This is a genomic window from Mucilaginibacter lutimaris, assembly GCF_042676625.1.
Taxonomy (GTDB): domain Bacteria; phylum Bacteroidota; class Bacteroidia; order Sphingobacteriales; family Sphingobacteriaceae; genus Mucilaginibacter; species Mucilaginibacter lutimaris.
In genome coordinates, this window is the sequence record NZ_JBHTIA010000003.1 from 1,888,266 (window position 1) to 1,914,902 (window position 26,637).

Genomic DNA, 26,637 nt, shown 5'->3' on the forward strand with positions numbered 1-26,637 from the left:
GACCAATGAACAACTGAACTAATGAACCATTGAACTACTTTAACAAAGCGTTCTTCTCTCTTGCAAAAACTTTAAACACTTGTTTATCTAAGAATCCAGGCCAAAATTTGCTCAGTAACACAGTTAGCTTACCTTGAAAGGTCATGATCAGCGTACGGTCGCGGTCTTCTACTCCGTTTGCTATCAGGCGGGCCACTTCTTCGGCACTCATCATTTTATCTTCTTCTAAAGTGCTTTCGCCTTGCTGGTTGCCGTTTTTATCCAATGCTGTATTGCGGATGTTTGATGCGGTAAAGCCCGGGCAGGCCACCATAATATGCACTCCGGTACGCAGGTTCTCAACCCTCAAGGCATCCAAAAAACCATTCATGGCATATTTAGATGCCGAATACCCGGCGCGGCCGGGCAAACCTTTGTAACCGGCTATTGATGATACACCCACTATGCTGCCTCGTGTCTTCACTATCTCCGGCAGGGCATGTTTAGTGCAATAAACCGTTCCCCAAAAGTTAACATCCATTAGGGTTTTCATTACCTGCAGGTCTACATCTTTGAAAAGGGCGCGCATAGAGATGCCCGCATTATTGATCAGGATATCTATCTTCCCGAATGTAAGGAGGGTTTGTTTAACAAGTGCGGCGCAATCTTCTTCAACCGTAACATCGCATTGTACGGCGATAGCCTTAATTGCATATTGATTTTGCAAATCCTGGGCGATACCGCAAAGTGTAACATATTGCCGTGAGGCTAAAACTAAGTTTGCGCCGCGCAGGGCAAACTCAGTGGCAAGGGCCTTGCCTATGCCTGAAGAAGCGCCGGTTATAATTACAACCTTATCTTTCAATTTCATATTTCGGGGCGAAGATCCGCGGGATGCCCGGTATTTTTACTTCAGGCATGTGCAGTAAATACTTCGCTGCGAATATAAACATAGCGCCATAAAAACTTTTAATGTACGCCCAGCTAAATTTAGGATTGTATTGATTCCTAAAGTTTAATATGTAGGTTTTTGGGAAGTAATAATTTTTATAGCCTGCAAGCCTAATGCGGAACGATAAGTCAATATCGTGCCCAAAAGCTGCTAAACGTTCATCCAGACCACCTATTTCGTTTAATACAGATTTACGCATCAGCATAAATGCGCCGTTTACAACATCTACCTCTGTGGTGGCAAATTCATCTTCTTCTGCCCAGTTGTCGTCAATTTTGTAAAAACGGGATTTTGGAAAAAATTTGGCGAGGCCCGTTAATTTTAACAACGCGCCCCAAGCCCGGGTATAGCCCGTTCTCGACTCAGGAAGGAAGTTGCCACGCGGACTAAGCATGCGTACCCCAACAGCACCGGCATTAGGGTGTGCTTCTATAAATTCCAATACATGCTCCAAAGTTTTTTTGCCGCTTATTGTATCCGCATTGACCAATAAAACATACTCTCCATTTGCTTTTTCGATACCCTGGTTACGGGCTTTGGCCATGCCAAATGATTGCTGGTTTACAATGAGTGTAGCCTCCGGAAACTCGTTCTGCACCATGGAACCAGAATTGTCTGTAGATGCGTCATCTATCACAAGTACTTCATATTCAATATCCCTGCACGCCCTAATTAAAGTATAAAGGGATTGCTTTAAGAATTGGCACATGTTGTAGTTAACTACGATGACAGAAAGTTTCATAAGCTATCAGGATAATGAATTTTCGTACGGTACACGGGTTACGATAGATCGGCCTAACGTAATCTCGTCTACGTACTCTAATTCACCTCCAAAAGCTATGCCACGGGCAATAGTTGAGATGTTTATGGCGAATTGTTTTACCCGTTTGTTTAAGTAGAAAATGGTGGTATCACCTTCCATGGTAGCGCTAAGCGCAAATATCACTTCTTTAACGGTGCCATCTTTTAGCCTTTCCACAAGCGAATCTACCTGCAGGTCCGCCGGGCCTATACCGTCCATTGGTGATATTAAGCCGCCTAACACATGATAAACGCCGTTATATTGATTGGTATTTTCAATAGCCATTACATCCCGCGTGTCTTCCACCACGCAAATCAGGCCGTGATCGCGCTTGTGCGACGAACAGATCTCGCAAACCTTTTGGTCGGATATATTGTGGCAGGTTTGACAAAACTGGATCTCGTTACGCAGCTTGCTGATTGCCGTACTGAATTTATGCACCTCTTCCTTATCCCTGTTAAGCAAATGCAATACTAAGCGCAGCGCGGTCTTTTGGCCCACACCAGGTAGTTTTGCAAATTCGGCAACAGCATCCTCCAGCAACTTCGATGAAAAATTCATGGTACGAATTTACATATTTTGCACGATGATGTATAGTTGATAACCGCTTATTACCGGGTGTCCCACAATTTGAGTCACACAGCGAGACGGATTTGTAATGATTTGATTATCAGCTATATGCACAATTTGTAAAATAAAATTTAGTTAAAGTAATACTTATCTATTGACTAATTAAAATATTGTGATACAGTTCATAATGTGTTTTTTAAGGGGTGTCCCATTTTATTAAAAACGGGACAGAATGGAACACCCTGTTTTGATTGTTATTATTATGATGGGCTTACCCTAACATTTTAAACCATTTTATGGGTTATCACAAGTGAGACTATTCACTTCTTAAACTTTTTACAGGGCTAACCATTGCCGAGCGTATGGTTTGTATTCCGGTTGTTATTAAAGATATGAATACTGATAATACCGCCGTTACAATAAAAACCCAAACCGGTACATCAATGTGGTAAGCAAAGTTTTGCAGCCATTGGTGCATGGTTATCCATGCTACAGGTATGGCCACTACAATAGCTAACAGTACAAGCTTTAAAAAATCTTTTGATATAAGCGCGGTTATTTCTGCTACAGATGCGCCCAACACCTTTCGGATGCCTATTTCCTTAGTACGCTGGGTGGTAATTAGCGATATCAATCCAAGCAACCCCAGGCAACTTATCAGTATAGCTACTACCGTGCTGGCTTTTATGAGTTTGCCAAGTAATTCTTCTTTGCTGTAAAACTGCGCTATCTGCTCGTCTAAAAAATGATACTCAAAAGCATATTCGGGGTAAACGCTTTTCCAGGAGTTACGTACATTATTTATGGCCGCAGAAATATCGTTACCTGATAGTTTAACCGCAGCATAACGGTAATACTCCCTGCCGCTGCTGATCAGTTGGGGCATCATGGCAGAATACATCGATTTGGAGTGAAAATCCTTTATAACACCAACAATTGTCCCTTCAGAATTATTGAGGTCGCCCGATGTAAATTTGCGGCCTATAACATCGTCAGGAGTTTTCGCACCCAACATTTTGACCAATTTTTCATTTATAAGGTATTGTTTGCTGCTATCGCTTTCGGCATAATCTCTCCCGGCAATAATTTTCAGCCCGAAGGTTTTGGCGTAGCCGGCATCCCCTATGGTAGATAGCACCGTAAAGTTCTCCCAGTCGCGGTTATCATATTTAACACTTCCCCCCTTTTGCGAAGTTGAAATCGCTGCTTCGTAACAGTACGAAATGCTTTTGACACCGGGGTTGCTTAACATTAAATTACGCAGGTAATCTGTTTTGGCTTTGGCCTTATCGGGTAAGGGCAGCATCACTATGGCGTTTTTATTAAAGCCCGGGTCGGCATTTTTAAGGAATTTTGTTTGCAGCGTTATTAACAAGGTGCAAATAATAAGCACCTGTGCTATAATATTTTGAGCAATGATCAACCCCTTGCGGGTAAACTGAGATGTATTAACATTTGCATTAACCTGGTTTTTTAACGCGTTTATAGGTTTAAAGCGGCTTAAAATAAAAGCAGGGTAAAAGCCCGCCGTCAACACAATTAATAACAATACAGCCAGCAGGAACAATGCCAACTGATGATCAAAAATATTGAGCGCTAAATTGGTGCCCAGCCAGTTGTTTAATACCGGCGTAAACAAAGCAGCAAACCCTGTTGATAAAATTACAGCAATACCGGCAATTATACCGGTTTCGGTTATAAATTGATAAAATATGGCCAGCGGTGTGCTCCCTAAAACCTTGCGTGTGCCAATTTCCTTTGCACGTTTGGTGCTTTGTGCCGTAGCCATATTTATAAAATTTACACAGGCTATAATTATGAGTAGCAAGCCCACCAAGCCCAGGGTAAGCAATAACGATTTTTGGACAACACCTGCATAACGGCCGTCGAAATGCCATTGCCTTAAAGGCATTAGTTTAAAGTGGAACCAACTGCCATCTTTACCAAGTGTTTTTTGAATGATGGATGCGATGGCGGCCTCTACTTTTTGCGGCGAGGCATTGTCGTTCAACCTGAAAAATATGCTGGTGTGCGAATTAATAAAATACCAGTCGCTGCGCATCTGCTTTGCAAAATCGGGGTTTAATTGCTCAAACGATGCTAAAGAAATAAACATATCGGCCTTAAAATCGGTGTTGCCTGCTACCCCCAGCACGCCGGTAATTTTTACGGGTAAACGGTTATCTACCAATAAGCTTTTACCCATAGGGTTTGCCTCGCCAAAATACTTTTTAGCGAGGCCGGCGCTTATAACTGCTGTATTAGGCTCTGTTAAAGCGATAGCCGGGTTGCCCTGCTCCCATTTGTAATCAAAAATTTCAAAAAGATGGTTATCGGTGAGCGCTATGTTCTCGTGCTCGCTAAATAATTTGGGGTTTGTGGTATCGTTGTTTACCGCTACGGTAAAAGATCTGTCGGCCATAAGTATGGCTGTGTTTTTTACCTGCGGCACCTGTGTTTTAACGGCATTGGCCATCACCATCGGCGCGCCTTTTTCGTAACTAACGCTGCCATCGGGCACATGCATCTCGTCAACCACCCTGTATATGTGTTTCGCATTACTATGGTGGGTATCAAAACTTAAATGGTAAGTTATAAACTGAAACAAAACAATGCAGCAGCTTATACCCAGCGACAAGCCAAACACATTTATAGCAGCATAGAATTTATGCTTCGACAGGTTACGAAACGCGATCTTGAAGTAGTTTTTTAGCATATGGTACAGGTTTGATGCCACAATATCAGCACTATAAATGTTAAATACTAAAATTTAACATTAGTTAACAGCCTCACCCAGGCCCTCTCCTTTTGAGAGGGCCTAAAAATAAAAAAGCGATGGGTTTGGCCATCGCTTTTAAAAGTTTCTGTCATGCTGAGCAATAGCGAAGCATCTAATCGCCACCATGCCTATAGAAGTTAGTAGTTCAATAGTAGATCCTTCGCTATCGCTCAGGATGACAAGAAAGACATTTTCCTAATCTCTAATCAACCAATCGCCAATCTCTATATCATTCGCTCCTTAAACTTCTTACCGGGTTGGCCACTGCTGCTTTTATGGTTTGGAAGCTTAGCGTAAATAATGCTGCGGTTAGCATACCTGCACCGCTCAGCGCGAAGATCCACCAGCTAATGGTTGTGCGGTCGGCAAAGTTTTCCATCCACTTGTGCATGGCCCAATACGCTATTGGCGTTACCAGTACAAAGGCTAATACTATCAGCCATATCAGTTCTGTTGATAGCAGGGTAACTATTTGCGTAACAGATGCACCTAATACCTTGCGTACGCCAATTTCTTTAGTTCGCAGTGTTGTGGTGTATATGGCAAGGCCTAATAAGCCCAGGCAGCTGATGAATATAGATAAACCCGTAGCCCAAGTAAGTAGTTTTGATGTGTTTTGCTCGGCGGTATAAAATTTGGCGATGTTCTCGTCATAAAAGGTGTATTCAAAATCATCCTCAGGGTACACTTCCTTCCAGGCCTTTTCAACGCTTGCTATGGCTTTTTTCCATTCGTTACCGCCTGCAGTTTGGGCTTTTAAAGCAATATGGAAAGTGCGGTTATTCCATTTATTCCGCTTTGGAGGTATCAATAATGTAAGCGGTTTTATTGGGGAACGTAACGAGCGCTGATAAAAATCGGCTGTTACGCCTACTATCTCGGCTTTCTTTTCATTAAAATCAATCAGCTTGCCTATAGCATCAGCGGGATTACGGAAACCCAATACTTTGGCATAAGTGTTATTGATAACAAAAGCGCCGCCGCCTGTGGTGTCAGAAGCCTTTAAGTTACGGCCGGCCAGTAATTTAATCTGGTAAACTTTAAGGTAATTTTCATCGGCAAACTTCAATTGCAGGTCTGTTTTTAATTCCTTTTTACCATCCTTATAAGTTACCTCGGTAGAATTGGTATTGCCCGATGATGGCGGCGCGCCACCTGTGCTTATCATTTCTATTTGCGGTATAGCGCTTATTTTATCTCTAAAAACCTCTTGCTTATTGGTATTTAATTGTTTGTATGGCGTAGATATATTAACTATAGCGTCCTTTTTAAAGCCAAGGTCTTTATGCAAAGCGTAATATATCTGCTTACTTACCAAAATAGTGGCCATGATAAAGAATTGCGCTATTACAAATTGCGTTACCGTTAATGATTTACGCAACCACGCCGAGCGCGATTTACTGCCGCCACCCTGCACCTGGTTCTTTAATACATCAACAGGTTTGTATCCCGACAGCATCATTGCCGGGTAAAAGCCGGATAGCAAGCTTACCAGTAAAATCAGTATCAGCAAAAACACAAATATATCCGGCTGATGCATGTAATTTGCCGTAACGCCCTGGGGTATAAAATCTGTAAAGAGCTTAAGTATTACTGGCGCAAGCCCAATGGCTATAATAACGGCAAATAAGGTTATTAAAAAGGTTTCGCTTAAAAATTGGGCTATTAGCTGGCTGCGGTTGCTCCCCATGGTTTTACGGATGCCAATTTCTTTGGCGCGTTGCGATGCCTGCGCGGTGGTAAGGTTAATAAAGTTAATACAACCTAATATGAGCAGGAACGCGGCAATAGCCAACAAGCCATATAAAGTGGTTTTACTTGCCGTGCGTTCACCATCAAGGCCGCCGTATACCTGGTCAAAGTGAAGGTCGGTAAGCGGCTGTAAGTGAAAATCCTGGGTGTTGCCCTTGTTTTCAGGCTTTGGCGGGTTATGCTTCTTTAGCATCGCATTCAGTTGCTTTTCTACCTGGGCGGCATTAGCCGTTGGCGATAGCTTTATAAAAACCTGCGACGATGAACTGGTATTGCCCCATTGCGTAACCTGGAAATAATCTTTCAGGAAATGGTTGGTTGTACCGGTTATGTACGATATAAAATCGTGGTAATTAAAATCCGTGTGTTCTTTTAAAGGCTCAACAATGCCGCTAACAGTGGTTTTGATAGAGTCGTCGTAGATCACCTCCCTTCCTATCATATCATCATATTTAAGCTTAGGGAAATAGATGTTAGCCTGCTTTGTGGTTAGTACAACCTGGTTTGGCGCTTTAAGCGATGTTTTTGCCGTGCCGCTAACCCATTTATAATCGATAAGATTAAAGTAATGTTCCTCGGCAAATATCACTCCGCCCTGCTTCTTTATTTTGTTGCCGGCGGCAGACCCATCAGGTATAACAACCGTCATATCGCCATATAAGAACAAGGGCGCTACCTGGTCTATACCCGTTGCTTCGGTTGTTAAGGCTCCGGGTAAGGCCATGGTTACGCCACCGTTGTGGCCAACTTCGCCCGAAAAGGAGTAATCGGTAGTTACGCGATATATACGCTCACGGTCTTTTTGAAACTGATCGAACGTAAAATCGAAATGTACAATAAGGTATATCACCAGAGCTGCGCTGATACCTATTGACAAGCCTACCACATTTATTGCGGTAAACACTTTATGTTTCCTGAACCCCCTGAATGCGATTTTAAAATAGTTTCTGATCATCGACCGCAGATTTAATAATTTATATAATTTACCAGTTTTATTTTTCTTGACTCTTGATTCCTACTTCTTGCCTCTTGATTCTTACCTCTTAATCTCCCTCTTACTCACTTTTTAAACTCCTTACAGGGTTTACCAGCGCCGCTTTTATAGATTGGAAGCTTATGGTAATAAAAGCTATGACCATTGCCCCTGCCCCTGCCGAGGCGATGATCCACCACTTGATACCGTCGCGGTATGCAAAGCCGGATAGCCAGTACCTACCGGCAAGCCATGCCAGCGGCGACGCTATCACAATAGAGATGACGACAAGTTTTATAAAATCTTTAGAAAGCATACCTACAATAATAGATACACTTGCGCCTAATACCTTACGAATGCCAATTTCTTTGGTACGCTGCTCGGCAGCATAGGCAGCAAGGCCAAACAGGCCAAGGCACGCTATTATAATGGCCATTGTGGTGAACGAGACGAAAATCTTTCCTATGCGTTGCTCGGTGCGGTAAGTAGCATCAAACTCCTCGTCCATAAAAGAATATTGAAACGGCATATTTGGCGATACGGATTGCCACTTGCTTTTCACCTGAGCGATAAGGCCCGCCATGTCGGCAGTGTTTACCTGAACAGATAGGGCATCGGTATTATTTGACAGTTCAAATACCAGGGAGGTTACATTTTCGCGTAGCGAACTGAAGTTAAAATCCCTCACCACACCAACAATATGTACCTGCTTTAGTATAGAAGCCTTTTCGTCCATTGGCAGGTAAAGCTCATGGCCAATAGGGTTGGCAAAGCCCAGTTGCCTTGCGGCCGTTTCATTGATGATAACCGATGCCGAATCGGTAGACAATTCTTTAGCGAAGTTTCGGCCGTTGACTATCTTCATACCCATGGTTGGTATATAATCTCCATCCACACCCCAAAATTGTGTGGAAAGCGCTGTTTTACTATCGCGTGCCTGGCTGGTAAAAAAGGTTGTGCTGTTGCGGTAATCGGCAGTGGGTGTAAAGCCGGTTAACGTAGCATTTTTAACACCGGGTAAGCGTTTTAATTCCTCCTTTAATACTTTGGCTTGCTCGTTTAAGGTGCTTGTGCCTTTTACAACCAGCACGTGGTCGCGCTCGTAACCCAGGTTTTTGTTTTGTATATATTTTAGCTGATGATAGATCACCATGGTGCCGATGATCAAAAATATGGAGATCGAAAACTGGAACACCACCAAAAAGCTACGCAAAAAACCACCCTTAAAACCTGATGCCAGCTTACCCTTCAACACGTCTATTGGTTGAAAAGCCGACAGGAAAAACGCTGGATAAGAACCTGCAAGGCCGCCTATAATTAATACGGCGATTAATAATACCGGCACCAGCCAAATAAATGTTTGCGCTGTAAAGGTCAGTTCCTTACCCGATGTATCGTTAAAGTAAGGTAACAATGCCCAGGCGGCAAATACGGCTATTACCGTAGCAATAAAAGTTACAATGATAGATTCTGATAAAAACTGTGCTATCAGCATTTTGCGGGGCGAGCCCAGAACCTTGCGTACCCCAACTTCGCGGGCACGGTTTGATGACCGGGCGGTACTAAGGTTCATGAAGTTTACACAGGCTATCAATAATATAAAAATGGCTACCGCCAAAAAGATGTACACATACTGTATGTTGCTGTTATTGCCCAACTCGGCGATACGGTTGGATGTTAAGTGGATATCCTTTAACGCGGTAAGGTTCATTTTAAAGTAACTGCCTGTTTTTACAAACTGATCGTAACTCATACGGATGGCAGGTTCTAACTGGCCGCCAACATATTTGCGAACCATTGCCGGGAACTTTGCTTCCATTGCCTGCGGGCTTGCGCCGGGTTTTAACAGCACATAAGTGTTGTAATTATTGCTTAGCCAATTAGCAACTTTACTATCCGGTAAGGATACCATAGACATGAAAATGCTAAACCTAAAGTGCGATTGCTTTGGAATGTCCTTTATTACACCGGTCACTTTATAATTAAGTGAATCGTTCAGCAGCAGGCTTTTGCCAACAGCATTGGTTGTATTAAAATATTTTTTGGCGATGGTTTCGTTAATTACCACGCTGTTTGGGGCTGTTAAGGCGGTATTAGGGTCGCCCTGGATCATGGGCAGGGTAAACACGTTAAACAGGTCGGCATCTGCGTAGATCATGCCAGGTTCCTGTACATTCTGGTCGCCCTTACGTATCTTGAATGCTCCGTTTACCCTAAAGCGCACAGTTTTTTCCACCTCGGGCAGATCGGACATCATTGCCGCCGCCAACGGTGCCGGGCTTTGCGCGAACGAGCGGTCGCTGCCACCAAATTTAATGTCGTTGTTTACGCGGTAAATACGGTCTATTTTGGTGTTGAATTTATCATACCCCAGTTCATCAATCACATAAAAAACTATCAGCATGCAAACGCATAAGCCTAACGCAAGGCCTAAAACGTTAATAATAGTGAAGCCTTTATTCTTTTTTAAGCTCCTGAAAGCTGTTTTAAAATAGTTTTTGAACATAATGTGATAGGTAAAATTCTAAATCCTAAATTAACTGATCTCTATTCCGAACGCAAACTTTTTACAGGGTTGGCTAATGCCGCCCTAACAGATTGGAAGCTTACAGTTATAAATGCCACCATTAAGGCAATAGCGCCCGCCACAACAAATACCCACCAATGTATCGCTACCCTGTAAGCAAACTCTTGCAGCCATTTATGCATGGCATACCAGGTTACAGGCACCGAAATTAAAATGGATAAGCCCACCAGTTTTAAAAATTGTGCCGAGAGCATGCCGGTTATATTGCCCGATGATGCGCCCAAAACCTTACGGATGCCTATCTCTTTCACCCTTTGGCGGATGCTGAATGCAGATAAGCCAAATAAACCCAAACTTGCGATGATAACTGCCAGCACCGCGAACGATGTAAATATTTTACCGGTGCGTGCCTCGGCTACGTAAAGCTGCGCAAACTGATCGTCGAGGAATGAGTAGCTGAATGGTGCATCGGCGTGGAAATCGGCCCATTGTTGCTTGATGTCTGATAGTAATCCGGCTACGTCTGAAGCTTTTACTTTTACCATCATAGCGCCATTACTGTGGCCATAAAGCATCATTAAAGGCGCTATTTTTTCTTTGGCCGATGAGTAATGGAAATCTTTTACAACCCCCACTATGGTAAACTCGCGCTGACCCGAACGTACAATGGTCTTGCCAATGGGATCGGCAGCGATGCCTAATTCTTTAACAGCCGTTTCATTTACGATTACTGCCGATGAATCGCCCGGAGAGGCAGGCGAAAAGTTACGACCGGCGGCTATCTTCATGCCCATGGTTGGCAGATAGCTTTCATCGATGTGATATATCGCGCTATGCACTTCACTGTGAGAAGCATCAGAAGTGGAAGATTTCAGGTAGATCTGTGTACCGTCGCTTATTCGTACAGGTACATCGCTTGATATGGTTGCGTTTACTACCTGCTTGTTTTGCAGTAATTGATTCCTGAATGGCTCCAGGTTATTTCCGAGCGCATAGGTGTCGTTTATAACCAATACCTGTTCTTTATCGTAACCAAGTTTTTGATTTTGCATGTAATGCAATTGCTGATAAACGATCATAGTACCGATGATGAACATGGTTGATATGGCAAACTGAAATACGATCAGCCCGCTACGTAACAAGCTCTTGCTATTTTGCGTGCCGGTATTACCCTTTAAAACACTTAGTATTTTAAACGATGAGATAAAGAATGCAGGGTAAATACCCGCGGCAATACCCACTATTAGTGCTATTACCAATTCAACAATAATGGCTTTGTAGTTTAAGTAAAACTGCATGGTGGTGTTTTTGCCGGCCACTTCATTAAAATACGGCAGCAACAGGTAAACCAATATTAAACCAAATACCATGGCCAGGGTGGTCAGCATGATAGATTCTGCTAAAAACTGACCAACCAGGCTGCTTTTTAATGAGCCTAAAACCTTACGGATACCAACTTCTTTAGAACGTTTGGCTGATGCCGCGGTAGATAGATTAGTAAAGTTAATACCCGCCAATACCAGGATAAACAACGCTAAAGCGCCAAATATGTATATGTAATTGATATCGCCGTTTGCCTCACGCTCGTATTTGGTGTGCGAGTGCAGGTGGATATCGGTTACAGGTTGTAAACTAAATTTGAATGTATTTACAGATTTTTGCGCTTCGGCAAGGCTAACACCCATATCGCGCTGTATCTCGGGGACTACATATTTGGCAACCAGCTGAGGAAACTGTGCTTCCAGCTTTTTAGGGTCGGCATTTTTATCGAGCAATAAGTAAGTGTAAAAACCAACATTGCTCCAGGTTTGCTGCCTGTTTTTAGTATCTAAACTTATAAAGGCATCTGCATGGAAATGCGAATTATCCGGAACTTTATTAATTACGCCGGTAACCTTTACAGGTTGTTTAGCTATCAGTATCATTTTGCCCACTGCAGGCGCATCGCCAAAATATTTTTTGGCCATCTCTTTTGTAAGCACAACGCTGTTAGGCTCGACCAATGCGGTTTTATTATCGCCTTCGATCAACGGAAGAGAAAAGAGCTGCAAAAAATTTGAATCAACGCGTACCAACCCATTTTCTTTAAACTGGCGGGTGCCATATTCTACAAATGATGGCATGTTGCTATTTAAACGTGTTGAGGCAAGTATTTCTGGGTAAGCATTTTTCATGCCCTCGCCAACGGCAATGTCAACCATTGGATAAGTATCTGTACCAACCGAGCCAATTGTGCCTAAGTTAACACGATAAAGCTGTTTGGCATTGGCAGAATAAGTATCGTAGGTAAGCTCCTGGTACAGGTAGCCGGTAATAAGCATACAACAGGCAAGGCCGATAGCCAAACCAAACATATTAATAAAGGAGAATATCTTGTTTTTAGTGAGGCTTCTCCATGCTATTATTATATAATTTTTGATCATAATATATTCATATACTTAAAAGCGATACCAAAGTTTTAATTTATTGATAATCAATTGTTTATTATCTTTTAAGTGAATTTTGTGTTCGCTATCGTAACAGCTATTGTTCGGTTATGATACAGTTAATTGTAAAGATTAGCCGTTAGTTATTAGAGATTAGTTTTATCCTAAAAGTTGTCTTAAAAAATTAGAGGCTAAGCAATTAAGCTTAACCTCTGATTTCTAATGACTAATCACACTCAACCCGCTATTTGCTCGATACATTTACCGTACCATCGCCGCGCACCTCAACTAATGATCCACCGCCGTTAAGTTTGCCGTTAACACGTTCTTTTTCTTTATTGCCTTCAAACTTGCCATTTAAGCTAAAGTTTACCCTGTTGCCGCGAAGGTCTACATCTACACCCTGGTTGGCCGGTAATTGCAGGTCAACATGGCCCGAGCTGGCATCAATTTTAACGTATTTACCCACACGCAGCATTTGCACATGCATACTGCCCGCGCTGGTAGATGCGTCAACACTGCCGCTCATGGCCACAAGGTTTACACTACCGCCGCTGGTGCCGGTAATTATCTCGCCATCTATATTATTGCCGCTTACGCTGCCACCACTCGTTCTGGCATCAATGGTACCTTTAAGGTCTACAAGATTTAATGAGCCGCCGCTGGTTTCTAAACGGATCTTGCCGCTGCAATTATCCGCGGTGATGCTGCCGCCACTGGTTTCCAGATCGATAGAAGGCTTTGCATTCGACACATGTATGCTGCCGCCGCTGGTTTCGCCTTTAATTACGCCGTTAACTTTATCTACACTAATACTGCCGCCACTTGTTTCAAACGTTTGCGCGCCGGTAAGGTTATCCAGGTGGATGCTGCCACCGCTGGTGTTAAGCGCAGTAGCTGTTTGGTTGTTTACATAAACTTTAAAGCCAATACTTAACGATTTATTACCCCAGTTAAAATTACGGCGGCTTTTGGCTGTAGCGTGTAGCTCGCCATCATGTATATCAATATCAAGGATGTAGTTTTCTTCAAGGCGTTTTTTAATTTCTTCCTTGCTTAACTGCCCTATCCTGTTGCCGGTTACATAAACATCAATATGTGGCTGCTGGTCTCCGGCGCCGCTTACGCTGATGCTACCACCACTGGTATTTAAAAATACGCGTTTAATACCGTCATTTGCTAACGAACGGGTATAATATGGCGTTTTGTTATCCTGTGCCGATGAAAGGTAAACAGACGACGCCATAAGTAAAAAAAGGAAATACTTTTTCATAATGTGTTTAAGTTAATATCTGTAAGACTACTTTATTGTGGTATTGGTTGCATGAGTTAGCGGAAAAAGTTCATAGTGGATGGTTCATAGTTGATTGACGAAAGTTTTTAGACTTTTTTCTGCAATTAACCATAAACTATTACCTATGAACTGACCTTTATTCCGACCTTAGACTTTTTACCGGGTTATTAAGCGCCGCTTTTACAGCCTGGGTGCCCACTGTGGCAAACGCCACCACTGCGGCGCCTGTACCCGCCAGTATGAATACCCACCAGCTGATGTTTATTTTATAAGCGAAATCCTGCAGCCATATATCCATGGCAAACCAGGCTATAGGGCAAGCTATAAGGGTTGCTATAATTACCAGCTTCATCAGGTCTGTTGACAGCAGGTTTACAATGCTCACGACACTTGCGCCAAGCACCTTGCGGATGCCTATTTCTTTTACCCTTTGCTCGGCAGTAAAGGTTACAAGTCCAAATAAGCCAAGGCAGGCAATGCTGATAGCCAGTATAGTGAAGATGAGCAGGATGGTGCCCTGTTTTTGTTCTGTTTGATACTGCGCTGCAAAATTTTGATCGAGGAAATGAAACTCAGCTTTGTTCTCAATATCAAATGTACTGTACACTTTGGCGATGTAATCCAGCGATGCCTGTACGTTGCCCCTGCTTATGCGGATGTACAAATTGTCTTTATCCTTTGCTTCGGCAGGCAGCGTCATGGTCATGGGCGCAATTTTGTGCTGTAGCGAATAAGTGTTAAAATCTTTCACCACACCCACTATTGTTTGTTCAATAATCTTTCCCTTTTCATCTACACCTGTGCGTACACGTTTACCCACTGCATCTTTCCAACCCAGCTCTTTTACAAGGGTTTCGTTCACCAATATGGCGTCGGTAACATCGCTGGTAATATTTTTGGAGAAATTACGGCCGGCGGCCATTCTTATTTGAAGCGTAGGAATAAAATCTTCATCAATTTGCAGGTTCTGCACAATTTTAGTTTCGGCATTGGCTTTGCCATCCGGCCCAAGGTTAAAATCGCCGCCGCCAATGTTGTTATTACCTATAGGGTTGCCGGCTATGCCAACCGCTTCAATGGCCGGGTTTAATAACAGCTGTTGTTTTAAAGCGTCGGCCTTACCTCTTACTTCGCGGCTATTGATATGGAATGTCAGCGTTTGTGCCTTATTAAAGCCCAAATCGCGTTTTTGGAAATAATTTAATTGCTGGTAAATAATGCACGAGCCGGCTATCATCACAATGGTAATTACAAACTGAAACACCACTAATGATTTCCTGAATAGAATGGTAGAAAGCTGGTTGCCCAACTGCCCCTTCATAGCCGATATTGTTTTAAATCCCGACAGGAATAAAGCCGGGTAAATACCGCTTAACACCCCGGCCACCAAGCTAAAGCCCATAAATGCGGCGATGGTTTTTGTAGCGCCAAACTGTAGAAGTACCAGGTTTTTGCCAGATAGCTGGTTAAAATACGGTAGCGCGAATTGAATAATGGCTGCCGCTATTAGGGTAGCGATAAACGTTAACAAGATACATTCCGCAAAGAACATGACCATAAGCTGTTTCCTGTCGGACCCAATAACCTTGCGTACGCCAATTTCTTTTACACGAATAGACGACCTTGCCGTAGTTAGGTTTACGTAATTTATAATAGCGATAACCAATATCAGCAAGGCGGTTATGCTAAACACATAAACGTAAGTGATGTTACCATTAGATCCCAGTTCATAGCTTAGGTTAGAGCGCAGGTGAATATCAGTTAATGGCTGCAGTTGCATGGTGAATTTCATGGAGCCTAAGCCTGCTTTAAGGTGCTTAATAAAAAACGCGTCGGATGCTGCCTCTAATTGTTTATAATCGTTATGCTGTTTTAACAGCAAATAGGTGTAGATACCCGAGTTACCCCAATTTGCGTCGCCACCGGTATAATTGGCAGGCAGGGCGCGTAAGGCCTTAAATGTAAAGTGGGCGTTTACGGGTACATCCGCAATTACGCCGGTAACGTTAGTGGGCTGGCCATCAATATCAATGGTTTCGTTAAGCGCTGTAGATGCATCGCCAAACAAGTTTTCGGCGAGGGTTTTTGTAAGCACAATGGTTTGTGGTTTTGATAAGGCATCCTTTGCATCGCCATAAATAAACCGGTGGGTGAAAATATTGAAGAAGCTGTTATCGGTAAGCAACATGCTGCCTTCGTTTATGGTTTTATCGCCATAGGTAATTTTACCACCACCTTCGGCATCTATCCGTACGGCATCTTCAACCTGCGGGTACTCGGCTTTTAAAGTCGGGGCAAAAGGTGGCGAGGTTACGGCTATATCAAACTTGCCGCCGTTCCACTGCCCGTGCTGTACAACTCGAAAAATGCGGTCGGCTTTGGTGTTATAACGGTCGTAACTCCATTCATCTGTAACATAAAGTGTTATCAGCCAAAAAGCGGCTATACCCATAGCCAGGCCAAATATGTTTATGAAAGAGAAAGCTTTATGTTTTTGGAGGTTTCTCCACGCAATTTTAAAGTAGTTCCTGATCATGGCAGTGTTGTTTGATCAATATAAACTTAAATAAAATGCCACATATATAATGGCTTAATTATCAATAAATTAAGCTAATTATATACGTGGCAGTACGTACGTATCTGTAACACAGGGTGTTCGGTAATGATACAGCTATGTGCGGGAGATTTAATTAGTGATTAGATGATTCATACGTTTTTTAATCTCTAATCTTCAATCTCTGTGCTCTGATCTCTACTCAGAGCGCAAACTTTTTACCGGGTTAGCTACCGCTGCCTTTATAGCCTGGAAGCTGATGGTTGCAAAAGCTATTAATACTGCAATAACGCCCGCCAACAGGAAGATCCACCATTGCATTTCAATCCTGTAGGCAAAGTTTTGCAACCACATATTCATGAGCCACCATGCCAGTGGCGATGCAATTACAAGCGCTATAATTACCAGTACGATAAAATCCACCGAAATAAGGGATACTATACCGGTTACCGTAGCGCCTAATACTTTGCGAATGCCTATTTCTTTACCTCTCTGCTCTGCTGTAAAGGCGGCTAAGCCAAATAAACCGAGGCACGATATTACAACTGCAACCAAAGCAAATACCGACATAAGGCCCGATGAGCGTGCATCGTTACGATAGATCTTATCAAATTCCTGATCGAGGAAGTTATAAGTAAATGGCTCGCCGGGGAAATTTTGTTTCCATATGGCCTCAGCCGCTTTTACGGCTTGGGCTTGCTTATTGGGCGCAACTTTTATAAGGTAGTTAGTATTGTAACTATTGTTAGGCTTAAATGCAACCGCCCCTATCTTATCGTGCATGCTGCGGTAATTAAAGTCTTTAACAACTCCAATTACTACGCCTGTATCACCATTGGATACAAAACGCTGGCCTACATAAGGCTTGTGTAAGTTAAATTCTTTAACAGCAGTTTCGTTGAGGATACAATTACGTTCATCGCTTTTACCCTCTGTAAACCACCTGCCGGTAATAAATTGCAGTTTAACTAATTTATTATAATCTGCATCAACGGTGAAATAGGATACAGCCGGGGCAAAATCTTTAGCGCGACCATCCCAGTCGGCTCCTCCCGAAGAGTAGTTTTCATTATTTTGAATTGAGCTTACACCTATTAACGACACCGCCTGAATGGGTGGCTGCTGTAATAAACTTTGTTTAATGGTTGCTTTTATAGCCCCCTTGGCATTATCATCTAATTTATCAAATGCTTCCCAGGGCACATTAAACGACATTAATTGGGAGCGGTTGTATCCCGGGTTTTGTGAACGGATAAATGCCAGTTGACGATAAATGGTTATTACACCTACTATTAAAAATATAGAAAAGGTGAACTGCAATACAACTAAGCCCTTACGCAGTGTAGCATCGTTCATTTTTAACACGCTTGCGCCTCTAAATGTATTTAAAGGTTTAAATGACGATAGCAATAAAGCCGGGTACACACTATTTAAAATAATGGTTACCAATAGTGTACCTATCATGATTAGCCACAAGTATCCCGAATCTTCTGAAAGTGAAAAATTGCGTTCGGTAAAACTATTAAAGGCAGGCATTAGGGTTGCTATAATAAATATAGTTAACGCAAGTGCAAAAAAACTTATCAAAGCCGATTCTGCTGTAAACTGGGCGAAGAGATTGCCCCTGCCCGCCCCAACTATTTTCTTTATACTCACCTCTTTCGCGCGCAGGCTGGCCCTTGCGGTGGTGAGATTTACATAGTTTATACATGCTATTACCAACAACAGTATGCCGAGTATCACAAATATCATCACTACCTTTTTATCGCCATGGATGATGCTGGAATTTTGCAGATCATTTTCAAAGTGGATATCGGCAAGCTTAATTAAACCTATCTTAAGATTCTTTTGATCGCGATGTTTGTCAAGTATACTTTGTAGTTTGGTAGACGTACTTTTAAGATCGGTACCGGTTTTAAGCTTTAAAAACGTGAGGTAATAAAAATTGCCCCATTGCATTTCGTTTTCCTTTTGCTTAATATCGGTATGCCTTGCAGCAATGGGGATAAATACATCATACTTAAAACTGGAGTTTGCAGGGGCGTCTTTCACTACAGCCTGCACCTGGTATTCGTTACTATCTATCCGGATCGTTTTTCCAATGGCGTCTTCATTAGCAAAGTACTTTTTAGCCTTGCTTGCCGATAGAATGATACTGTGCGGATTTTGCTTAAAAGCAATGGCGTTGCCGCTTATAAACTTGCTTTTAAACATATCGAACCAATCGTTATCTACATAAGCGGCGGCAGTTTCGGGGAAAAACTCCCCGCGAATGTTAAGCTGAAGCGGTGCATAGTTTACGGCTTGTAAACGGGTAAGGCCTTCAACTTCCGGCATTTGTTTTTTAGCTTCTTCGCCCAGCATATATGGCGAGCTTTCCCAGATCCAGGTACTGGTTTTATCTATCGCCAAATAATCTTTAACGCGGTATATGTTTTCTCCATAGGGCACATCCTTATCAAAATTATACTCGTTTTGTACCCATATAAAAATGAATACGGCGGCAGCCATACCAACAGATAAACCGGCAATATTAATAAAGCCGGTTGCCCTGTGTTTCCAAAAATTTCTCCACGCGGTTTTAAAGTGGTTTTTTAACATGTTTTTAAATTCTAAAAGCTAAATCCTAAACTCTAAAAAAGAAAATCACTAATTCAATAATTCGGTAAATCACTAATTGAATTATTCGCTTCTTAAACTTTTTACCGGGTTAGCCATTGCTGCCTTTACAGATTGTATGCTGATGGTTAACAGCGCTATGACGGATGCTCCACCTCCGGCGAACAGGAAAACTACCCAGCCGATATTAATTTTATAGGCAAAATCCTGCAGCCAGCTATTCATGGCAAACCAGGCAATTGGCATGGCTATTACAATGGCAACTATAATAAGCACCATAAACTCTGTTGCCAGCAGGCCAATTATTTTGGTTACGCTGGCGCCAAGCACCTTACGGATACCAATTTCCCTTGTTTTTACCTGCGCCGAGTAAGTGGCAAGGCCAAATAATCCCAGACATGATATTACAATGGCAATGGTGGCAAACAGGTTAAATAACGCACCCTGCTTTTGTTCCATGGTGTATAACTTAGTATAGGTATCGTCTAAAAAAGCATAGTTAAATGGTATATCGCTATTGTACTGTTTCCATGAGGATAATGCGGCTGCTATAGCTTTTTGCGCGTCGCGGCCGGTGGTTTTTACATAAACCCTCCACGAGTAATCTGGCTGGTATTGAAATACAGCGGGTTCTATCTTTTTATGAATAGTATTAAAATGGAAATCCTTAACCACGCCTATAATGGTGCCGTTACGGGTTTGTATGCGCAGGCGCTTACCTATGGGGTTAGTAAGGCCCATTTCTTTAACAGCGGTCTCATTAATAATAAAGTGGGCCGAATCAGCCACGGCGCCTGTAAAGTTTGCCCCCTCCAGCATCTTTACTTTAAAGAATGGTATAAAATCCTTATCAGAATAGATCTGGGCGAACCACATGTTAGAGTTTTTGGGTTTACCGTCCCAGTCGTTATCACCTGTAGAACTGCCGCTTTCTATGATATTGGCGCCGGCGCGGGTAACAGATAAAACCGCGGGGTTTTTCAACAGGTCGGTTTTAACCACGTCATAATGCTTTTGCATATCGGTACGCATGTTAAAGGAGAACACGTTCTCTTTATCGTACCCCAGGTTTTTATTACGGATATATCTTAACTGGTTACCAATTACCAGCGTGCCCACAATAAGTACTATTGATGCAGAGAATTGTAATACAACAAGTACCCGCCTGAATGCCACGTTGCCAATGCTCGCCGAGATCTTACCCTTTAACGCTTTTAACGGTTCAAAGGACGACAGCAATAAAGCCGGATAAATGCTTGATGCTGTAAGAGTACCTATCAATGTTAAAATAATGCAAAGCCAGATGTTATAGTTAGATAAACTTAATACAATTTGCTTGCCCGAAAACTGGTTAAACTCAGGTAATAGTAAAACCATCAATAAAAAGGCAAAAACAGACGCGATGAGAAATAGCAAAGCCGTTTCTACCATAAACTGCATAAACAGCTGGAACTTGCCGGCCCCTATTATTTTGCGCATACTTACTTCTTTGGCACGCAGCATAGAACGGGCTGTTGAAAGGTTTACGTAGTTGATGCAGGCAATAATGAGGATCATTAAAGCTACGATGGCAAATGTGCTCACTGTTGACATTCCCGCGTCTGTGCCATCTGCTTTATACAGGTGCATTTTTAGCAAAGGCTGGGCAAGGTATGGCACCGGCGCATCCTCGGGCTTTTGGCGTTCGTGTATAGCCTGCAATTTCTTTTCGAGCAGGGCGGTATTTACGTTGTTGTTCTTTAGTAACAGGAAGGTTTGAAACCTAAAGGCCGACCAGTCGGCGTCTATAGATGGTACAACATTTTTGTTATCGTAACTGGTTTTACTTTTTACGTAGGCAAGGTAGTTAAAACGCGATATCGGCAACATTACATGGTACTGAAAGCTTGAGTTAGCCGGGTAATCCGGTATCACTCCTGTTACTTTATTCTGCTCGTCCTGTCCCGTAATAACTACTTTACCTATAGGGTCTTCGTTACCGAAAAATTTTTTGGCTGTACTTTCAGTTATAACTACCGAGTTATTATCCGGGAAGGGGTTGCGTGTATCTCCCTTTATCAGGTTAAAATCAAATACACTAAAATACGAGGGGTCTACAAAAGCAAAATTTTGTTCATAAAACACTTTGTCCTTATATTTAAACGGCGCGTCGCCAACCGACATAATGCGGACGGCATCCTTAACCTCGGGTATTTCGTTTTTGGCAAAAGTAGCTACCGGCCCAATAATATTATTAAAGATCTGTTTGCTTATACCTGTACCCCCAACAATGCCTATTTTATAAATACTGGGTGCATTAGAGTTGTTTTTATCGAAACTTAATTCATCCTGCACCCAAAGCAGCATAAACAGGCCCACAACAAGGCCTATTGTTAAACCTGTTACGTTTATAGCAGCGTAAAACTTGTTTTGTAAGATGTTACGCCAGGCGGTTTTAATATAGTTCCTTATCATGGTGTTTGATTTTATTATTAAACGTGCTACTTTTTTACCTTATATTTTACAACTACTCCGATCGCAGGCTCTCAACCGGATTGGCCAGGGCCGCCTTTAAAGCATGATAGCTTATCGTTACTATGGCTGTTATTAGCGCCAGCGCACCTGCAAATGCAAATACCCACCACGGCACAGCAATGCGGTAAGCGAAGTTTTGCAGCCAGTTATACATAGCATACCAGGCTATAGGCGATGCTATTACTACCGAGAGCACAATAAGCTTTATAAAACCTGTAGATAACAAAGTGGTTATGGTGGCCATGCTTGCACCTAATATCTTGCGGATACCTATCTCTTTGTTGCGTTGTTCAATTGTGAATGCTGCTAAGCCAAATAAACCAAGCGTAGCCAGCAATATGGTGATGTAGGTAAAAGTGCCGAATATGGATGCCAGCCTGTCTTCGGCTTTATATTGCTTATCAAAGGCATCATCCATAAACGTATAGCTAAAGGGCGTTTCCTGGTCGTACTTTTTGTAAATGGCCTGTATAGCCCCTATCATTGATGGTATATTAGTATGCGGCTTTATCCGGGCGAAAAGATTGCAGCTTATGTGGCCCCAAAACTGTGTGGTATCAGCAGCTATAGCTAAGCTTAGCGGGCCAATTGTGCTTTCCATCGAACTGAAATTGAAATTTTTGACAACACCCGCCACTTCCAGCTTCTGGTTACCGGCATCTACAATACTCCCTACAGGATTAGCGGGTAGTTTAAGCTCTTTAATGGCGGTCTCATTTATTATAATTTTATTACGGCCCGCCAGCTGCGTATTTGGGGCAGGTTCAAATTTCCACTCCAGCCCAAGCGTGTTAATAAACTTATCATCAACAGATAATGATGCCAGCGCTGTACTCTCGCCTTTGGTTTTGCCTTCAACAAAAAACATATCAAAACCACCGTACATGGCATAACGCGATGTGGCTACGGTGCTTATACCGGCCAACGCCCTAACATCTTTATTAAATGCCGGGTAGTTTTTGCCTATGCTATTGCCAACGGGGATCATTACTACATTCTCGCGGTTAAGGCCTGTGTCGGCATGCCTTAAGTAGTATAATTGTCTGTCGATAACCACACCGCAAATGATAAGGCCGACAGCAATGCTAAACTGTAGAGTTGTAAATACCTTGCGTACGGTTATACCACCGGCCTGCCTGCTCATTTTTCCCTTCAGCGTAATAACAGGTTTAAATGATGATAAAACTATTGACGGATAAATGCCGGCTATAAAAGCTGTTAATAGCAGCAATCCAAATAAAAGCAACAGCACCTGTGGGTTATAAAGAAATGAGTTATCTATCTTAAGTTGCAGCACATTCAGGAACCAGGGTTTAAATGCGTAACAAAGCACATACCCCAACCCAAACGACAGTACGGTAAACAAACCGGTTTCTACATAAAACTGGGCGGCAATAGTTTTACGGCTTGCGCCAGATACCTTCCTTACGCCCACTTCTTTGGCCCTTAGAGTTGCACGTGCAGTGGTCAAACTCATATAATTTACCAGGGCAAGCAGCAATATCAATACGGCAACCAAGGGGAATATTTTTAAATATTTTAGGTTAGAGAAATCGCCGAAGTTGTTGTCAAGGTGCAGGCTGGTAAGGGATGACAGCTTATAATGCGTTTCAAAATCATCCTTGTTTTTATTGGCCATTGCCTGCAGGCTTTTACGCGTACCCGCTGTATCGGCGGCGTTTTTCAGCAATAAGAACAGGTTAAAGGAGCCCGACGATATGCTTTGCTCGCCTGTATAGTTTTTAGCCTCTTTCATGGCCAGCAAACTGCTTGCAGAAGCCACAAAATTATAACTGATGGAAGAGTTTGACGGCGCGTTCTCTGCAACGCCGGTAACCTGGTACAGGTACGCGCTATCGGTTTTAAGGCGAATGGTTTTGCCAACAGGATCGGCATCGCCAAAATATTTTTTTGCCATGTCCTGCGATATTACCACCGTAAAAGGTTTATCTAATATGCTTGAGTTAGTGCCTGATATGACTTTGAAAGTGAAAAAGTTAAAGAATGTTGGGTCGGCAAAAACCAGCTTGTCTTCAGTAAATTTATGATCGGGTTTAGCGGGTGTACTAACTACAACAGGTTTAAAATAATCTAAGGTACGCATATAACCCTCCACCCCGGGCTGGCTCTGTTTAACCAACGGGCCCGAAGCATAGCTCATATAGTTCATGCTCATGGTGTTGCCACCAATTTTTACACTGGCCTGTAGTTTATAGATCCGTTTCGCTTCCTTATGGAAACGGTCGTAGGTAAGTTCGTGCGTTACGTATAGCATTATCATCATGCATACGGCCAAACCTACAGCAAGCCCGCTTATGTTTATTAAACTGTAAAGCTTTTGCTTTTGAAGGTTTCGAAGGGCGATTTTCAGATAATTTTTAAACATGCTATTGAAAATTCTAAATGCTAAACACTAAATTCTAAAGAAATCACTAAATCAGTAATTCGTAAAATCACTAATAATAAACATAATCTCTAATCAACCACTCTCCAATCACTACTACTCACTCCTCAAACTTTTAACCGGGTTGGCCAAAGCAGCCTTAACAGCCTGGAAACTTACCGTTATAATTGATATAAGCGTTGTTACAAATGCGGCTATAGTAAACACCCATATGCTGATGTTTACCCTATATGAATACCCCTGTAGCCACTGGTGCATAAAGTACCATGCTACCGGTGTAGCAATCAGGAAAGAAATACCTACCAACGCCAGGAAATCTTTAGAAAGCATGGTGGTTACACCCATAACAGATGCACCCAATACCTTGCGGACACCAATCTCCTTAATGCGGTTTTGTGCCATATAGGTAGCCAGGCCAAATAAGCCAAGGCACGATATAAAAATGGTTAAACCGGCAAACAAAGTAGCAAGCGTGCCAATGCGTTGCTCGTCGGCAAATTTTTTGGCGTATTCGTCATCAACAAAATGATAATCGAACGGGTACTCCGAATTGTATTTTTTGAAGATGGCTTCTACCGTTTTCAGGTTTTCGGTAGTGCTGTGCTGCGGGTTTAGTTTATAATGGATAACGCTGAACCAGTATTTAGGCCCCTGTACTATCATTGGCCTTACCGGCTCATATGGCGATTGCAGGATGAAATCTTTGATCACACCAACCACTTTTAACTGCGTTTTACCATTAACAACTATTTGCCCGATGGGGTCTTTAAAGCCCATTGTTTTAACAGCGGCTTCGTTAAGCAGAATGGCTGTAGAGTCCGACGGATATGTTTTAATATCAATATCCCTGCCTGCCAAAAGTTTAAGATTCATGGTTTTCACAAAGCCGGCATCAACGTTAAACATGTTAAAATCAAGCTTGGCGCCGTCCGGCTTGCCTTGCCAGCTGTAGTCCCAGCTATCGCTCCAGCCTTCCGTCATGGGCGCGCTTGTTTTAACCACTCCCGTAACTGCCCCGCTTGTTAAAAGTTCGTTGCGGATAAGGTTGTAGTTTTTGGTAATATTGCCCGACATAAAGGTGTACACCAAAGCATCTTTTTTATACCCCAGATCTCGGTTTTGGGCGTAGTCCAGCTGTTGTTTTACAATGATGGTAGAGATGATGAGCACAATGGCAAACGTAAACTGTGTTACCACCAGGATCTTGCGCGGCGAGAACACCGCCCTTGCTGCTTTAAATGTGCCTTTTAAAACCTTTACCGGGGCAAACGATGACAGGTATAACGCGGGGTAACTGCCGGATACTATTCCTGTAAACAATATAAAGCCCAATACTAAAAGCCAAAAAACCGGGTTTGAAAAAGGAATGTACAACTGCTTCTCGGTAAGTAGATTAAATGATGGCAGGCTAAGTTCAATAATAACTAACGCCACTATGCCGGATATTAACGCGATCATGATAGATTCGCCCAGGAACTGCGCTACCAGGCTTGTTTTTGAGGCGCCAACCACTTTACGGATACCCACCTCGTTAGCCCGTTTCTCGCTGCGGGCGGTGCTTAAATTCATAAAGTTGATACAGGCTATCAATAATATAAAACCTGCAATAATGCTAAATAGCCTGATGATGGTTATCCTTCCTCCTACTATTTTACCATTCTCATATTTAGAATATAACCTCCATTTGGTAATAGGATGCATAAACACATCAATATCCTTAATTTCGGAATGTGTACGGGTAATGTTTTTTACCTGCTTATTGGCATAAGCTTCGGTAACGCCGGGCTTCAGCATCACATAGGTTTGCACCGAGTTGTTGCCCCAATTTTTGTCTTCGCCCTGGTTTAATTTTTCCCAGTAGGTCCACGGCATCAGGTATTCAAAACTAAAGCGGGTATTGTTTGGCAGGTCCTTCATTACACCGGTTACAGTGAAATAGTCAACACTGTCTATCTTGATGGACTTTCCCATAGGGTCGGCATCACCAAAGAGTTTTTTGGCCGTTTTCTCTGTGATGATAATATTTTTCATATTATTCAAAGCAACATTGGCGTTGCCCTTTACCAGCGGAAAACTGAATATATTCAGAAAATCGGGATCCACATGTTCGCCTTGCAGCGATAAATGTTTATCACCCACTGTAAACAGGTAGTTGGCATTGTCGTAATGTGTAGCCTTCTCTATCTGTGGGTACTCCATTTTTAATGCCTTGGTCATAGGTTTAGGCGTTGTACCCCAGCAAATGAGCTTACCATCAAAAAAAGACCGGTTATACATCTGGTAAATGCGGCCCTTATTGGCGTGAAACTGATCGTAACTCACCTCGTTTTGTACCCAAAACAATATCAATGCCGCGCTGGCCATGCCAACCGCAAGCCCCGCTATGTTTATACCGGTAAAAGCTTTGTTTTTTAACAGGTTACGCCAGGTAACTTTTAAATAATTTTTAAACATAATGGTTATTAAAATTCCAAACTCTAATTCTTAAACGG

The 26,637-nt window shown here is 42.6% G+C and carries 13 protein-coding genes; all 13 read right to left on the minus strand.

Annotated elements, in window-relative coordinates; all coding sequences use genetic code 11:
- Positions 1-34 precede the first annotated feature (34 nt).
- Positions 35-850, minus strand: coding sequence for an SDR family oxidoreductase (locus ACFQZI_RS09445; RefSeq protein WP_377141612.1), 816 nt, complete (start codon positions 848-850; stop codon positions 35-37).
- The gene (locus tag ACFQZI_RS09450; RefSeq protein ID WP_377141615.1) at positions 834-1,673 is read right to left on the minus strand and encodes a glycosyltransferase family 2 protein; all 840 of its coding nucleotides are present in this window, start codon (positions 1,671-1,673) and stop codon (positions 834-836) included. The genes ACFQZI_RS09445 and ACFQZI_RS09450 overlap by 17 nt, the downstream gene beginning before the upstream one ends.
- Before the next feature lie 6 nt (positions 1,674-1,679).
- Positions 1,680-2,294 (minus strand): recombination mediator RecR, encoded by a 615-nt coding sequence (recR, locus tag ACFQZI_RS09455; protein WP_377141617.1) that lies wholly within the window; start codon positions 2,292-2,294, stop codon positions 1,680-1,682.
- A gap of 325 nt (positions 2,295-2,619) precedes the next feature.
- Positions 2,620-5,019 carry an ABC transporter permease gene (locus ACFQZI_RS09460; protein ID WP_377141620.1) on the minus strand — a complete coding sequence of 800 codons (2,400 nt, stop codon included), beginning with the start codon at positions 5,017-5,019 and terminating at the stop codon, positions 2,620-2,622.
- Between the two features lie 292 nt (positions 5,020-5,311).
- Positions 5,312-7,789, minus strand: coding sequence for an ABC transporter permease (locus ACFQZI_RS09465; RefSeq protein ID WP_377141623.1), 2,478 nt, complete (start codon positions 7,787-7,789; stop codon positions 5,312-5,314).
- Positions 7,790-7,889: 100 nt separating this feature from the next.
- Positions 7,890-10,313: an ABC transporter permease gene (locus ACFQZI_RS09470; protein WP_377141626.1), complete on the minus strand. Its 2,424-nt coding sequence runs from the start codon at positions 10,311-10,313 to the stop codon at positions 7,890-7,892.
- 41 nt (positions 10,314-10,354) lie between these two features.
- Positions 10,355-12,757 (minus strand): ABC transporter permease, encoded by a 2,403-nt coding sequence (locus tag ACFQZI_RS09475; protein WP_377141629.1) that lies wholly within the window; start codon positions 12,755-12,757, stop codon positions 10,355-10,357.
- Positions 12,758-13,004: 247 nt separating this feature from the next.
- Entirely contained in the window at positions 13,005-14,033 is a 1,029-nt protein-coding gene (locus ACFQZI_RS09480; RefSeq protein ID WP_377141632.1) for a DUF4097 family beta strand repeat-containing protein, read from the minus strand.
- Between the two features lie 157 nt (positions 14,034-14,190).
- A complete protein-coding gene (locus tag ACFQZI_RS09485; protein WP_377141635.1) occupies positions 14,191-16,590 on the minus strand; it encodes an ABC transporter permease in 2,400 nt (799 codons plus the stop codon).
- A 216-nt stretch (positions 16,591-16,806) separates the two neighbouring features.
- Positions 16,807-19,209, minus strand: coding sequence for an ABC transporter permease (locus ACFQZI_RS09490; RefSeq protein WP_377141638.1), 2,403 nt, complete (start codon positions 19,207-19,209; stop codon positions 16,807-16,809).
- 81 nt (positions 19,210-19,290) lie between these two features.
- Positions 19,291-21,681: an ABC transporter permease gene (locus ACFQZI_RS09495; protein WP_377141640.1), complete on the minus strand. Its 2,391-nt coding sequence runs from the start codon at positions 21,679-21,681 to the stop codon at positions 19,291-19,293.
- 52 nt (positions 21,682-21,733) lie between these two features.
- Complete coding sequence (locus tag ACFQZI_RS09500) at positions 21,734-24,127, minus strand: ABC transporter permease (RefSeq protein ID WP_377141643.1); 2,394 nt, start codon at positions 24,125-24,127, stop codon at positions 21,734-21,736.
- Between the two features lie 114 nt (positions 24,128-24,241).
- The gene (locus tag ACFQZI_RS09505) at positions 24,242-26,599 is read right to left on the minus strand and encodes an ABC transporter permease (protein WP_377141646.1); all 2,358 of its coding nucleotides are present in this window, start codon (positions 26,597-26,599) and stop codon (positions 24,242-24,244) included.
- Positions 26,600-26,637: the final 38 nt, after the last annotated feature.

Bases quoted from the DNA above. Each gene is read 5' to 3' on its own strand.
- ACFQZI_RS09445 (WP_377141612.1), bottom strand. From the start codon at position 850: ATGAAATTGAAAGATAAGGTTGTAATTATAACCGGCGCTTCTTCAGGC.
- ACFQZI_RS09450 (WP_377141615.1), bottom strand. From the start codon at position 1,673: ATGAAACTTTCTGTCATCGTAGTTAACTACAACATGTGCCAATTCTTA.
- recR (WP_377141617.1), bottom strand. From the start codon at position 2,294: ATGAATTTTTCATCGAAGTTGCTGGAGGATGCTGTTGCCGAATTTGCA.
- ACFQZI_RS09460 (WP_377141620.1), bottom strand. From the start codon at position 5,019: ATGCTAAAAAACTACTTCAAGATCGCGTTTCGTAACCTGTCGAAGCAT.
- ACFQZI_RS09465 (WP_377141623.1), bottom strand. From the start codon at position 7,789: ATGATCAGAAACTATTTTAAAATCGCATTCAGGGGGTTCAGGAAACAT.
- ACFQZI_RS09470 (WP_377141626.1), bottom strand. From the start codon at position 10,313: ATGTTCAAAAACTATTTTAAAACAGCTTTCAGGAGCTTAAAAAAGAAT.
- ACFQZI_RS09475 (WP_377141629.1), bottom strand. From the start codon at position 12,757: ATGATCAAAAATTATATAATAATAGCATGGAGAAGCCTCACTAAAAAC.
- ACFQZI_RS09480 (WP_377141632.1), bottom strand. From the start codon at position 14,033: ATGAAAAAGTATTTCCTTTTTTTACTTATGGCGTCGTCTGTTTACCTT.
- ACFQZI_RS09485 (WP_377141635.1), bottom strand. From the start codon at position 16,590: ATGATCAGGAACTACTTTAAAATTGCGTGGAGAAACCTCCAAAAACAT.
- ACFQZI_RS09490 (WP_377141638.1), bottom strand. From the start codon at position 19,209: ATGTTAAAAAACCACTTTAAAACCGCGTGGAGAAATTTTTGGAAACAC.
- ACFQZI_RS09495 (WP_377141640.1), bottom strand. From the start codon at position 21,681: ATGATAAGGAACTATATTAAAACCGCCTGGCGTAACATCTTACAAAAC.
- ACFQZI_RS09500 (WP_377141643.1), bottom strand. From the start codon at position 24,127: ATGTTTAAAAATTATCTGAAAATCGCCCTTCGAAACCTTCAAAAGCAA.
- ACFQZI_RS09505 (WP_377141646.1), bottom strand. From the start codon at position 26,599: ATGTTTAAAAATTATTTAAAAGTTACCTGGCGTAACCTGTTAAAAAAC.